We start from the raw sequence: 11,712 nt of genomic DNA on the forward strand, positions 1-11,712 counted from the left end.
GCGCGGCCAGTGCCGACGCCCACACGTCAGACTCCCGCGATCCGCTCCCTCACCCGGAACTGCACGCCGTCGGCCTGCGCCAGGTAGACGTCCTGGTCGGCCAGGTTGCCGCGCAGCCGCACCAGCCCGCGCGGGCCACCGTAGAACCAGCCCTCCGGCAGCCCCGCCGCGTCCGCGACCCGCAGGCTGCCGGTCGCGCGGTGCAGCCGCGCCAGGAACTGCACCGCCTCGTAGCAGGACTCCCCCACCACGTTGAGCGTCGGCGCCCACTCCCGAAACGGCGGGCGTAGCGCTCGGCGAGGTCGCCGGACTCGACAGTGTCCATCCCCTCGAAGTACGCGGCCGCGGCCCACAGGTCGTCGTGGGCACCGGCACCCGCCCCGAGCAGCGTGTTCTCCTCGACCGCGGGCGAGAGCCGGGTCAGCACCCCGCCCAGGCCCGCCGCGGCGAACTGCCGGTTGAAGTGCACGGCGTCCTGACCCATCAGCAGCATCAGCACCCCGTCGACGCCACCCTGCCCACCACCGTGCCCGGCCTCGAGCCCTGCGAGCACGGAGCGGAAGTCGGAGGTGCCGAGGGGGACGTACGTCTCGCGCACGACGCTGGAGCCGGTGCCGCGCAGCGACTCCCGGACGGCGCGGCCGGAAACCCGCGGGAAGACGTAGTCGTTGCCGACGACGGCCCACCGGCGTACGTCGCGGTGCTCGGCCAGCCAGCGGGCGGCGGGCAGCACTTGGTTGACCGGGCGCTCGCCGAGCATGAAGAGGCCGGGGGTGTCGTCGCGGCCCTCGTGCATCGCTGCGTACGAGTAGACGACCCGACCGCCGACCCGCCGGGTGATCCCTGCCGCACGGCCGAGATGTGCCAGCCGGCGACCGCCTCGACGGCGCCGGTGTCGACCAGGCGGGCCACGTCGGCGGCCACCACCTCAGGGGCGCGGCCCGCGTCGACGAGGACGAGCTCGACCCGGCGGCCACCGATGCCGGCGCCTGCGTTGAGCTCCTCGGCGGCGAGCTGCCCGCAGGCCACGCAGGAAGGACCGTAGAGACCGGTCGCGCCCTGCATCGGCACGACGAAGGCGATCGGCACGACGTCGGGCGCGCCGCTGGGTGAGTCGACGACCACGCCCATGCGCACTCCCTCCCCAGGGGCGGCTGACGCAGTGGGGCGTCGCGCCGCATGCCCTAGGGTAAGCACTCGTCAGCTCGCTCGCAGGGCCACGAGCCCTTCTGAGACGGGCGCGCAGCCCCTCGGGACACGCCCGTCGGCAGGCGCCGGACGACGAGGAGGCTGCGGTGGGTACCACTCGGGACGAGGCCAGGACCAGCACGCCCACTCCCAGCCCGACCACGACCAGCCCGCCCACGTCGCTGCCGCTGCTGCTGCGTCGCATCGAGCACGTCCTCGAGCAGCGCATCGCAGAAGGCATCGCGCCGGTGCTGGCCGACCTCGACCTCACCCCCGAGCGCTGGCGGGTGATGGCGACGCTCGCCGAGGAGCCCGGCCAGACGATGACGCGCCTGGCCGTCACTGCCGTGCTGCCGCCCGCCAGCCTGACCCGCCACGTCGACCGGCTGGTCGCCCGCGGGCTGGTGCTGCGCAAGACCCATGCCCGCGACCGCCGCCGCATCGTGGTGGCGCTGACCGACCGTGGCCGCGAGGCCTGGGCGCGGGTCGACGCCGAGGAGCAGCAGGTCCACGAGTCGTTGCGCGCCGCGCTCGGTCCGGGTCGCTTCGACGCACTGGTCGCCGAGCTCCACCTGGTCCCGCTGGCCCTGGGCTGAGCCCGGTCGAGCTACGCCGAACTGGGGACGACCTCCCCCGCCGGAGCCCCGATGTGACTCAGGCCACTGCCTCCGAGCACCCTCGCGTCAGAACGTGACGGCGGATTCACACGCACGAAACACTGACCCACTGAGATTGCTTCCATTCGGGAACACCTGACGGCAGGGCTCCCAGGGAGGAAGAACTCGTGCGCAACCACACCACCATCCGGCGCCGCACCGCAGCGGTCGCCTCAGTCCTCGTGATCGGCCTGGCCACGGCCGCCTGTGGCGGTTCCAAGGCGGCCGACGGCGACGACGCCCCCTCCGCGAAGCCGGCGAAGTCCTGCGTCGACGTGTCGGGAGACACCGTCAAGCTCGGCTTCATCAACTCCCTCACCGGCGCGATGGCCATCTCGGAGAAGACGGTCTCGGCCGTGCTCGGGATGGCTGCCGAGGAGATCAACGCGTCCGGCGGGATCATGGGCAAGAAGATCGAGCCGATCCAGGAGGACGGCGCGACCGACTGGCCCACCTTCGCGGAGAAGACCGAGAAGCTGCTCACCGACGACTGCGTCGCAGCGGTCTTCGGCGGATGGACCTCCTCGTCGCGCAAGGCGATGAAGCCGGTCGTCGAGAAGCACAACGGCCTGCTCTTCTACCCGGTCCAGTACGAGGGCCTGGAGTCGTCGAAGAACATCTACTACACCGGCGCGACGACCAACCAGCAGATCCTCCCGGCCATGGAGTTCCTCAAGGCCGAGGGCGTGAAGACGCTCTTCCTGGCCGGCTCCGACTACGTCTTCCCGCGCACCGCCAACGCGATCATCAAGCTCTACGCCAAGGAGCTCGGCATCGAGATCGTGGGCGAGGAGTACGTGCCGCTCGACAAGGACGACTGGACCACCCAGGTGGCCAAGATCGTCAAGGCCAAGCCCGACTTCGTCTTCAACACCATCAACGGCTCGTCCAACGTCGGCTTCGTCAAGGCCTACACCGACGCCGGGCTGAAGGCCGAGACCACGCCGATCATCTCGGTGTCGATCGCCGAGGAGGAGGCCCCCAACATGGGCGCCTCGGTCGAGGGCCAGTACGCCGCGTGGAACTACTTCCAGTCGGTCAAGTCGCCGGCCAACGAGAAGTTCATCAAGGACTGGGTCGCCTACGACGGCCCGAGCGACGTGACGTCCGACCCGATGGAGGCCGCGTACATCTCGCTCCACCTCTACAAGGCGATGGTGGAGAAGGCCGGGTCCTTCGACGTCGACAAGATCAACGCGGCCGCCGACGGCGTCTCCTTCGACGCCCCCGAGGGCAAGGTCGTGGTCGACGGCGACAACCACCACATCACCAAGCCGGGCCTGATCGGACAGATCAACGCCGACAACCAGTTCGACGTCGTCTGGTCGTCCGACGGGCCGATCGCCCCGGACCCGTACCTCGAGGGCTACACGTGGTTCCCGGAGGCGACGCGCGACGCCCTGGTGAAGGCAGCCGGCTGACGCCGCTGCTCCAGTGAGGGGTCCCGCACCCGGCGTGCGGGACCCCTCCCAGCCACTCGTCCCACTCCAGCTGAGAGGCCACCCATGGACTCCCTGATCGCGCCGTTCCTCAACGGCACCGCCGACGGCGCACTCCTGCTCATCGCCGCCCTCGGCCTCGCCCTCACCTTCGGGCAGATGGGCGTCATCAACATGGCGCACGGGGAGTTCCTGCTCGCCGGCGCCGTCTGCGCCTTCTGGACCCAGCAGGTGGTGGCCAGCACCGACGTCTCGATCCTGCTGGCGCTCCCCGTCGCGTTCGTCTTCGCCGGCCTGCTCGGACTCGTCCTCGAGGCCACGGTCCTGCAGTGGATGTACGACCGTCCGCTCGACACCCTGCTGGCCACGGTGGGGGTGAGCCTGGCGCTCCAGCAGGTCTTCCTCCAGCTGTACCCCAGCGGCGTCCCGGTCGAGAAGCCGAGCCTGCTCGACGGGCAGCTCGACGTCCTGGGCTACGCGTGGCCGCTGCGCCAGGTCTTCACGATCGTGCTCGCTGCTGGGTGCCTGGCCGGTCTCGGCGCACTGTTGAAGTACAGCTCGTTCGGCCGCCGGATCCGGGCCACGGTGCAGAACCGTGCGCTCGCCGAGACGCTGGGGGTCGCCACCCGGTCGGTCGACCGGATGACGTTCTTCATCGGCTCCGGCCTCGCTGGCGTCGGCGGCGTCGCCGCGTCGCTGATCGGCGGCACCAACTCCCAGCTGGGCACGCGCTACATCATCCTGGCCTTCCTCGTCGTCGTGGCCGGCGGCCTCGGGCAGCTGCGCGGGACCGTCATCGCGGCCTGGACGGTCGGCGTGGTCACGGCCTACCTGGCCGACTGGACGACGGGGAGCCTGGCGCAGGTCATCACCTTCGTGCTCGTCGTGGTCTTCCTGCAGGTGAGGCCCAACGGCCTCTTCACCGTCCGAACGCGAGGTCTGGCATGAGCACCCCCAGCACCACCAGCACCGTCGAGGGCCCGTCCGTCCAGGTCGCGGCCGGCCCACCCACAGACCGTCGCCGCCCCCGGTCCTCCCCCCGTCTCCCGCGCCGTCTCCCGCGCCGTCTGTCCAAGGACACGGTGTCGCTGCTCGGCATCGGGGTCTTCGCGTTCTTCATGCTGGTCGTGGCGCCGGCGGTGCTGAGCGACTTCCGGCTCAACAACCTCGGCAAGTACGCCTGCTGGGCGATGGTCGCGGTCGGCATCGGGCTGGCCTGGGGGCGCGGCGGCATGCTCGTGATGGGCCAGGGGGTCTACTTCGCCCTGGGCGCCTACGCGATGGCGATGCACCTCACCCTGGAGACCGCCGGGCCCGACGCGATCCCGGTCTTCATGATCCTGTACGACCCGCTCGCCCCGCTGCCCGGCTTCTGGGAGCCGTTCCGCAGCGGCACGTTCACGCTGCTGGCCATCGTCATCGCCCCGGTGCTCCTGGCCGGCACGCTCGGCTACGCGATCTTCAAGCGCCGGGTGAAGGGGGCGTACTTCGCCATCCTGTCCCAGGCGCTGGCCGTCGCCTGGCGTACCTCATCGGCGGCACGATCAAGCTGACCGGAGGCGACACCGGGCTGAGCGACTTCAAGTACTTCTTCGGCTACACCCTGTCCGACCCGGTCAACAAGCGGATGATCTACAGCATCACCGCCGGCCTGCTCGTGCTGTGCCTCCTCGTGGTCTGGCAGCTCTACCGCAGCCGCTTCGGCGAGCTGCTCGTCGCGACGCGCGACGCCGAGGAGCGGGTCCGGTTCCTGGGCCACGACCCGGCCAACATCAAGCTCGTCGCCTACGTGACGGCCGCCGTGATGGCGAGCATCGGAGGTGCCCTGTTCGTACCCATCGCAGGCATCATCTCGCCCAAGGAGATCGGCGCCGCAGCATCGATCTTCATGATCGCCGGGGCCGCCTTCGGGGGCCGGGCCACGCTGTTCGGCCCCGTCCTGGGCGCCCTCCTGCTGGGCTTCGGCCGTTCCTCGCTCTCGGAGCGGTGGGAGAACGGGTGGATCTACGCCCTGGCACTGATGTTCGTCGTGGTGACGCTGCTGGCCCCCGAGGGGGTCGCCTCCGTCCCCCGCCGGGTGGTGGAGCGCCTCCGCTCGTGGCGCGGCACCCCCGGACACACCGCAGCGAAGGAGGCGCGCCCATGAAGGGCCAGGACTACGTGGAGGTCAGGGGCCTCACCGTCGACTTCGACGGGTTCAAGGCCAACGAGGACGTCGACGTGACGTTCATGCAGGGCCGCATCCACTTCCTGATCGGTCCCAACGGTGCCGGCAAGACCACCCTGGTGGACGCGCTCACCGGGCTGGTCAAGGGCACCGGTCACGCGCGCTACGGCAACCTCGACCTGCTGTCGCTGAAGTCGCACCAGATCTCGCGGGCCGGGGTGGGCCGGACCTTCCAGACGGCCACCGTCTGCGAGGAGCTCTCGGTCCTGCAGAACCTCGACATCGCCGGCGGGGTGCACCGCCGGACGTGGGGCATGCTGCGGGCGCGCAAGGGCATCCCGGACTACGTCCAGGAGGCGATGGAGACCGTGGGCCTCGCCGACCTGAGGGACCGTCCGGCCGGGGTCCTCGCCCACGGCCAGAAGCAGTGGCTCGAGATCGGCATGCTGCTGGTGCAGGACGCGAAGGTGATGTTCCTCGACGAGACGGTCGCCGGCATGAGCCACGAGGAGCGCGACGAGACCGGCGAGCTGCTGCGCCGGATCGCCCCCAGCCGCACCATCGTCGTCATCGAGCACGACATGGACTTCGTGCGCAACCACGCCGACGTCGTCACCGTGCTGCATGCCGGCAAGGTGCTGGCCGAGGGGTCAGTCGCCGAGATCCAGGGCAACGCACGCGTCCAGGAGGTCTACCTCGGACGCCACATCGAAGAGGTGACGCATGACTGAGTCGATGCTCGAGCTGGTCGGAGTCACCGCGGGCTACGGCCGCAGCATGGTGCTGCACGACGTGAGCCTGACGGTCGCCTCCGGTGGCGGGACGGCGCTGATGGGGCACAACGGCGCCGGCAAGACGACGCTGCTCCGGGTGGCCGTCGGCCTGCTCCCGGTGCGCAGCGGAAAGGTGCTGCTCGACGGCGAGGACGTGACGAAGCTCAGGCCCAACGCCCGCGTACGACGTGGGCTGGGCTACGTGCCGCAGGGGCAGCTCTGCTTCCCGCAGATGACCACGCTGGAGAACCTCCAGCTCGTGACCCGCACCCGCGCGGAGATCGACGGGGTCCTCGACACCTTCCCTGCACTGCGTACGCTGCTCGCCCGCCGCGCCGGTCTGCTCTCGGGAGGCCAGCGCCAGCAGCTGGCGATCGCCCGCACGCTGCTGACGAAGCCGCGGATGCTGATCCTCGACGAGCCGACCGAGGGCATCCAGCCCAACGTGGTCGAGGACATCGAGCAGGTCATCACCGACCTCACCCGGCGCGGGGACCTGTCGGTGCTCCTGGTCGAGCAGCACGTCGGCTTCGCGCTGCGGGCGACCAGCGACTACTTCGTGCTGGAGTCGGGCCGGGTCACCGCGTCCGGGGTGGGCGGCGCGGGCGCCGTCGAGGCCGTCCGCGACGCGATGGCGGTGTGAGGTGCACCTGACTCCCGCGGACAGCGAGAAGCTGCTGCTCGCCGTCGCCGGCATGGTCGCGCGTGACCGCCTCGAGCGCGGCGTACGCCTCAACCACCCCGAATCGGTCGCCCTGCTCGCCACCTGGGTCATCGAGCGGGCCCGCGAGGGCGCGTCGGTCACCGACCTGATGGAGCGCGGGCGCAGCGTGCTGGGCCGCGACCAGGTCATGGAGGGCGTCGCCGAGATGCTCACCGACGTCCAGGTCGAGGCGACCTTCCCCGACGGGCGAAAGCTCGTGACGTTGCATCACCCCATCGGCTGAAAGGGACCCTGATGTCCCGCCTTCTCCGCCTCCGGCCCCGGCGCCGTGCGCTGCGCCCCGGGCACGGTCGTGCTCAACGGCGACCGTACGCCCGCCGAACGGCTGCGCCTTGTCGTGCTCAACACCGGCGACCGGCCCGTCCAGGTCGGCTCGCACGTGCACTTCGCGTTGGTCAACGACGCGCTCGCCTTCGACCGGGTGGCCGCCCACGGCTTCCGCCTCGACGTCCCCTCGGGCACGTCGCAACGCTTCGAGCCGGGCGCCTCGCGCGAGGTGGCCCTGGTCGCCCTGCGCGGCGAGCGGCTGGTGCCGGGCATCCAGGTGCAGGAGGGCTCCGGTGGTTGAGATCTCCCGCGAGGCGTACGCGGCGCTCTACGGCCCGACGGTCGGCGACCAGGTGCGCCTGGGCGACACCGACCTGTGGCTCGAGGTCGAGCGCGACCTCACGATCGGCGGCGAGGAGGCCGTCTTCGGCGGCGGCAAGTCGATCCGTGAGTCGATGGCCCAGTCGACCCGAACCCGCGCCGAGGGCGCGCTCGACACCGTCATCACCAACGCGATCGTCCTCGACCACTGGGGCGTCGTGAAGGCCGACGTCGGGATCCGCGACGGGCGGATCGTGGCGCTGGGACGCTCCGGCAACCCCGACATCGCCGACGGCGTGCACCCCGACCTGGCGATCGGCCCGTCGACCGACGTGGTCTCCGGCGAGGGCAAGATCCTCACCGCCGGCGCGATCGACGTGCACGTCCACTTCCTCTCCCGCAGCCAGGTCCACGAGGCGCTGGCCACCGGGATCACCACCGTCGGGGGCGGCGGGACCGGGCCGTCGGAGGGGTCGAAAGCGACCACCGTGACGCCGGGCGCCTGGCACCTTCAGGCGGTGCACCGCGCGCTCGACCCGCTGCCGGTCAACGTGCTGCTGATGGGCAAGGGCAACACCGTCTCCGCGGCAGGCCTGGCCGAGCAGGCGCTGGCGGGAGCGGCGGCGTACAAGGTGCACGAGGACTGGGGCTCGACCCCCGCCGCGATCAACGCCGCGCTGCGCGCGGCCGACGACCACGGTCTCCAGGTCGCGCTGCACTCCGACAGCCTCAACGAGGCCGGCTTCCTGGAGTCGACGCTCGGCGCGATCGCCGGGCGCGGCATCCACGCCTTCCACGCCGAGGGGGCGGGCGGTGGCCACGCGCCCGACATCATCAAGGTCGCCGGTCAGCCGCACGTCATCCCCGGGTCGACCAACCCGACGCTGCCGCACACCGTCAACACCGTCGCCGAGCACCTCGACATGCTGATGGTCTGCCACCACCTCAACCCGCGGGTGCCCGAGGACCTGGCCTTCGCCGAGTCGCGAATCCGCGAGACCACGATCGCCGCGGAGGACCTGCTGCACGACCTCGGCGCCATGTCGATCACCTCCTCCGACGCCCAGGCGATGGGCCGGATCGGTGAGGTCGTGGCCCGCACCTGGCAGGTCGCCCACGTGATGAAGGCGCGCTTCGGGGCGTTGAGCGGGAGCGAGCGGGCCGACAACGAGCGGGCGAAACGCTACGTCGCGAAGTACACGATCAACCCGGCCATCGCGCACGGCATCGGCCACGAGGTGGGGTCGGTCGAGGCCGGCAAGCTGGCCGACCTGGTGCTGTGGGACCCGCGCTTCTTCGGGATCCGGCCGTCGGTCGTGATGAAGGGCGGCGCGCTGGTCTGGGCGGCCCTCGGCGACCCCAACGCCTCCATCCCGACCCCGCAGCCGGTGCTGATGCGACCCACCCTGATCGAGGAGTCGGGTGCCGACCACGCGGTCACCTTCGTGGCGCCGGCGGCGCTCGAGGACGGGCTCGCCGAGCGGCTCGGCCTGCGACGTCGGCTCGCGGCGGTCACCCCGACCCGCGACGTCGGCAAGGCCGACATGGTCAACAACACCGCGCTGCCCGACATCGAGGTCGACTCGGAGACCTTCGCCATCACCGTCGACGGCGAGCTGGTCACGCCGTCGCCCGCGACCGAGCTGCCGTTGGCGCAGCTCTACTCGATGTTCTGAACGAGGACAGCGTTTTGATGCTGCGACCTTCGACCCCACACGTGCATCCAGAGATGCTCGCGCTGCTGCTGGCCGACGCCCGGTTGCCGGTCGCCGGCCACACCCAGTCGGCTGGCCTGGAGCCTGCGCTGGCCGCCGGGCCGGTGGACGTGCCGGCGTACGTCGCCCTGCGCCTGCGCACCGTGACCCGCACCGAGGCCGCGACCGCCGTGGTGGCGCGCGCGAGCGTGCTCGCCGGGGAGCCGCTGGAGGAGGTGCAGGACGCCTGGGCCGCGCGTACGCCGTCGGCCGCGATGCGCCGCACCTCGCGCGTGATGGGACGGGCCCTCGTACGCCTGGCGCCGCGTGTCGTGCCCGCGTACCCCGACTGGCCGACGCTGCCCGCGGAGCCCGCGCGGCCCGTGGTGCTCGGGATGCTGGCTGCGCTGGGTGGCCTCGACGCCGCCGCGACCGCACGGGTCGTCGGCTACGACGACGTGCAGACGGTGGTGGCCGCCGCCCTCAAGCTGACCCCGCTCGACCCGGCCGAGGCGACCGGCTGGGTGGTGGGCGCCTTCGCGGCGCTCGCCGGCCTCGTCGACGACGTCGCCGACCTGCTGCACCCCCACGAGATCCCGGCGCGCAACGCCCCGGTGATCGAGGACCACGCCGAACGTCACGCCCACACCACCCGGAGGTTGTTCAGTGCTTGAAACGTCTCGCCCCCGCGCCCTGCGCCTGGGGATCTGCGGCCCCGTCGGCACCGGCAAGAGCTCGCTGATCATGCTGCTCTGCTCGCGGCTGTCCGACGAGCTGCGGATCGGGGTCGTCACCAACGACATCTACACCGACGAGGACGCCCGGATGATCCGGGCAGCCGGGGTGCTCGACCCGGAGCGGATCGTCGCGGTGGAGACCGGGGCGTGCCCGCACACGGCGATCCGTGACGACATCACGGCGAACCTGATCGCGGTCGAGGACCTCGAGGCGGGATGCGTCTCCGGCGGCGATCCGCTCGATCTGGTGATGGTCGAGTCGGGCGGCGACAACCTGACCGCCACCTTCTCCCCCGCGCTGGTCGACACCCAGATCTTCCTGATCGACGTGGCCGGTGGCGGCGACGTCGCCCGCAAGGGCGGCCCGGGCATCGAGCGCGCCGACCTGCTGGTGGTCAACAAGACCGACCTGGCGCCGTACGTCGGGGTCGACGCCGTCCGCATGAAGGCCGACGCCGTCGCGGCGCGCGGGGGCGGGCCCGTGGTCGCGCTGTCGCGGACCGACGAGGCGTCGGTCGGCGAGCTGCTGGCCTGGGTACGCAGCCAGGTCGCCGCCCACCTCAGCGGGGCGCTCGTGCCGCAGGACCCGGGGCCGATGGCGCCGCACTCGCACGCAGGTGGAGATGGGCACAGCCACGCTGGCGAGGAAGCGCACAGCCACGACCACGCGCACGCGCATTGACGGAGTCAGTCGTGTCCCCCGCGCCCGCCGACTCCGCCGAGGTCACCCGGCTGGAGCTGCACGCCACCCCGGGCGGTGGGTGCCGCCTCAGCGGCGGGGGCGGGGTCTTCCGGGCGGTGCTGCAGGGCGCGGCGCCGACGGGCGCCCGGGTGGCGCTGGTGCCGGAGCGGGCGCTGCTGCTGGCCGGCGACGACGTGGCGCTGCACGTGACCGTCGGCCGTGGGCTGCGCCTGGAGCTGGTGGAGACCGGTGGGACGGTCGCCTACGACATGCGCGGCGGGTCGGCGCGCTGGGCGACCCGGTTCACGGTGGAGCCGGGGGGCTGCCTGGTCCACGAGACGCTGCCGTGGGTCTCCGCGGCCGGGTCGCAGGTCGAGCGCTCGCTCGAGCTCGACCTGGACATCGGGGCGCGGGCACTGCTGCGCGAGACGTTGGTCCTGGGTCGCCACGGCGAGGAGCCCGGCGCGCTGACCTCACGCACCCGCGTACGCAGGAACGGTCGCGACGTCTTCGTCGAGGAGCTCGACTCGGCAGACCTGGCACCGCATCGGGTGCTTGACCAGGTCTCCTCGTACGGCGACTTCCACCCGGCCAGCGTCGCGCCCGGGGTGCCTGCGTACGTCCGTGCGGACGCCATCGCGGCCCACGCCGCCCCCGCTGCCCCCGGCGTCACCTGCCTGGAGCTGGCCAGCGGCGACACGGTGTGGCGGCGGTTGGACAGCCAGGCGCACGTCGCGGCGGCGGGGTGGATCGGATCTTCCGGGACCTGAACTGCTGATCCGGGTCCGCCCCGCCCCGCCCCGCCCAGGCGCTCGCCCCCGCCCCGCGAACTGTGGAGTTGATGCTCGGACACGCCGGTCCCGCGGTCATCATTTCCACAGTTTTCGAGTGGGCCGAGCGCACATGAGGGTCAGGAGCTCGGTCGCTGGGTAGGGATCACCTCACTGCCCGGCCGGGCAGGGCCACGTTGCCGACCCAGGAGGCCCGATGTTCCTCTTCTTCAACAACCGCCTCGGCTGTGGTGGTTCGCTGCTGGTCTCACTCGTCCTGACCGCGCTGCTGAT

The 11,712-nt window shown here is 71.7% G+C and carries 14 protein-coding genes and 1 pseudogene; 13 read left to right on the top strand and 2 right to left on the bottom strand.

Translation table 11 applies throughout. The annotated features are described in order from the left end of the window. Nucleotides 1-49: 49 nt before the first annotated feature. Together E2C04_RS16050 and E2C04_RS21160 are read right to left on the bottom strand one after the other, a co-directional pair. Nucleotides 50-796, bottom strand: coding sequence for an ABC transporter substrate-binding protein (locus tag E2C04_RS16050; RefSeq protein ID WP_275106523.1), 747 nt, complete (start codon nt 794-796; stop codon nt 50-52). A 104-nt stretch (nt 797-900) separates the two neighbouring features. After that, nucleotides 901-1,131 (bottom strand): annotated as a pseudogene (locus E2C04_RS21160) (ABC transporter substrate-binding protein); the annotation flags it as partial. Nucleotides 1,132-1,295: 164 nt separating this feature from the next. On the opposite strand from E2C04_RS21160, the gene E2C04_RS16055 reads away from it, so the two are divergent. The 13 genes from E2C04_RS16055 to E2C04_RS16110 all read left to right on the top strand — a co-directional run bounded on the left by E2C04_RS16055 (nt 1,296) and on the right by E2C04_RS16110 (nt 11,418). Further along, a complete protein-coding gene (locus tag E2C04_RS16055) occupies nt 1,296-1,784 on the top strand; it encodes a MarR family winged helix-turn-helix transcriptional regulator (RefSeq protein ID WP_135833366.1) in 489 nt (162 codons plus the stop codon). Nucleotides 1,785-1,972: 188 nt separating this feature from the next. Continuing rightward, nucleotides 1,973-3,265 carry an urea ABC transporter substrate-binding protein gene (gene urtA, locus E2C04_RS16060; protein WP_135833367.1) on the top strand — a complete coding sequence of 431 codons (1,293 nt, stop codon included), beginning with the start codon at nt 1,973-1,975 and terminating at the stop codon, nt 3,263-3,265. An 84-nt stretch (nt 3,266-3,349) separates the two neighbouring features. Beyond that, the gene (gene urtB / locus E2C04_RS16065) at nt 3,350-4,231 is read left to right on the top strand and encodes an urea ABC transporter permease subunit UrtB (RefSeq protein ID WP_135833368.1); all 882 of its coding nucleotides are present in this window, start codon (nt 3,350-3,352) and stop codon (nt 4,229-4,231) included. Next, nucleotides 4,228-4,836 carry an ABC transporter permease gene (locus E2C04_RS20355; RefSeq protein ID WP_238694343.1) on the top strand — a complete coding sequence of 203 codons (609 nt, stop codon included), beginning with the start codon at nt 4,228-4,230 and terminating at the stop codon, nt 4,834-4,836. The genes urtB and E2C04_RS20355 overlap by 4 nt, the downstream gene beginning before the upstream one ends. A gap of 50 nt (nt 4,837-4,886) precedes the next feature. Next, nucleotides 4,887-5,429: a branched-chain amino acid ABC transporter permease gene (locus E2C04_RS20360; protein ID WP_238694530.1), complete on the top strand. Its 543-nt coding sequence runs from the start codon at nt 4,887-4,889 to the stop codon at nt 5,427-5,429. After that, complete coding sequence (locus E2C04_RS16075; protein ID WP_135833369.1) at nt 5,426-6,181, top strand: ABC transporter ATP-binding protein; 756 nt, start codon at nt 5,426-5,428, stop codon at nt 6,179-6,181. The genes E2C04_RS20360 and E2C04_RS16075 overlap by 4 nt, the downstream gene beginning before the upstream one ends. Then, the gene (locus tag E2C04_RS16080; protein ID WP_229721417.1) at nt 6,174-6,866 is read left to right on the top strand and encodes an ATP-binding cassette domain-containing protein; all 693 of its coding nucleotides are present in this window, start codon (nt 6,174-6,176) and stop codon (nt 6,864-6,866) included. The genes E2C04_RS16075 and E2C04_RS16080 overlap by 8 nt, the downstream gene beginning before the upstream one ends. A gap of 1 nt (nt 6,867) precedes the next feature. After that, complete coding sequence (locus E2C04_RS16085) at nt 6,868-7,170, top strand: urease subunit gamma (protein ID WP_135833370.1); 303 nt, start codon at nt 6,868-6,870, stop codon at nt 7,168-7,170. 45 nt (nt 7,171-7,215) lie between these two features. Beyond that, nucleotides 7,216-7,515: an urease subunit beta gene (gene ureB, locus E2C04_RS16090; RefSeq protein ID WP_135833371.1), complete on the top strand. Its 300-nt coding sequence runs from the start codon at nt 7,216-7,218 to the stop codon at nt 7,513-7,515. After that, entirely contained in the window at nt 7,508-9,211 is a 1,704-nt protein-coding gene (locus E2C04_RS16095; RefSeq protein WP_135833372.1) for an urease subunit alpha, read from the top strand. Before ureB ends, E2C04_RS16095 begins: the two co-directional genes overlap by 8 nt. Nucleotides 9,212-9,252: 41 nt before the next feature. Beyond that, on the top strand, nt 9,253-9,903 hold the full coding sequence (locus E2C04_RS16100) for an urease accessory protein UreF (RefSeq protein WP_229721416.1): 651 nt from the start codon (nt 9,253-9,255) through the stop codon (nt 9,901-9,903). Continuing rightward, a complete protein-coding gene (ureG, locus tag E2C04_RS16105) occupies nt 9,896-10,648 on the top strand; it encodes an urease accessory protein UreG (protein WP_135833374.1) in 753 nt (250 codons plus the stop codon). Before E2C04_RS16100 ends, ureG begins: the two co-directional genes overlap by 8 nt. An 11-nt stretch (nt 10,649-10,659) precedes the next feature. Then, entirely contained in the window at nt 10,660-11,418 is a 759-nt protein-coding gene (locus E2C04_RS16110) for an urease accessory protein UreD (protein ID WP_158630727.1), read from the top strand. The last annotated feature ends 294 nt before the right edge of the window (nt 11,419-11,712 follow it).

Source organism: Nocardioides daphniae, assembly GCF_004777465.1.
Classification (GTDB): Bacteria; Actinomycetota; Actinomycetes; order Propionibacteriales; family Nocardioidaceae; genus Nocardioides; species Nocardioides daphniae.

Coding starts and splice junctions, on each gene's coding strand:
- E2C04_RS16080 (WP_229721417.1), top strand. CDS start 6,174: ATGACTGAGTCGATGCTCGAGCTGGTCGGAGTCACCGCGGGCTACGGC.
- E2C04_RS16075 (WP_135833369.1), top strand. CDS start 5,426: ATGAAGGGCCAGGACTACGTGGAGGTCAGGGGCCTCACCGTCGACTTC.
- E2C04_RS16050 (WP_275106523.1), bottom strand. CDS start 796: ATGCACGAGGGCCGCGACGACACCCCCGGCCTCTTCATGCTCGGCGAG.
- urtB (WP_135833368.1), top strand. CDS start 3,350: ATGGACTCCCTGATCGCGCCGTTCCTCAACGGCACCGCCGACGGCGCA.
- E2C04_RS20355 (WP_238694343.1), top strand. CDS start 4,228: ATGAGCACCCCCAGCACCACCAGCACCGTCGAGGGCCCGTCCGTCCAG.